Raw genomic sequence first — 279 nt, forward strand, 5'->3', positions numbered from 1 at the left:
GGGTTTTGCTGTAGCTGTGAGCCAAATGGTGCAAACGAATCTCGGCCATCAGGCAACCCTCCCGACACGTCGACTGGGGGCCTGAATCAGGCGGCCATCGGCGGCGAATACGAACAGCTTGTGGGTGGGGATATAGATGAGGATCGAGGTGTCGACGTCGTACTCATGCACGCCTGGCAAATGCAGCACCAACACAAACTGCTCGTTGCGCACATGCAGAAAGGTTTCCGAGCCGCTGATTTCGGCGAGCTCGACGGTTACGGCCAATTCCAGGTCATC

The 279-nt window shown here is 57.3% G+C and carries 1 protein-coding gene; it reads right to left on the reverse strand.

Translation table 11 applies throughout. The features are described 5' to 3' along the window. Positions 1–48 precede the first annotated feature (48 nt). Positions 49–279 (reverse strand): hypothetical protein (locus tag AC0IW9_RS30655; protein WP_471652081.1); only part of this gene is annotated, 231 nt, incomplete at its 5' end.

The sequence above is a fragment of the Belnapia sp. AC561 genome (assembly GCF_979252845.1).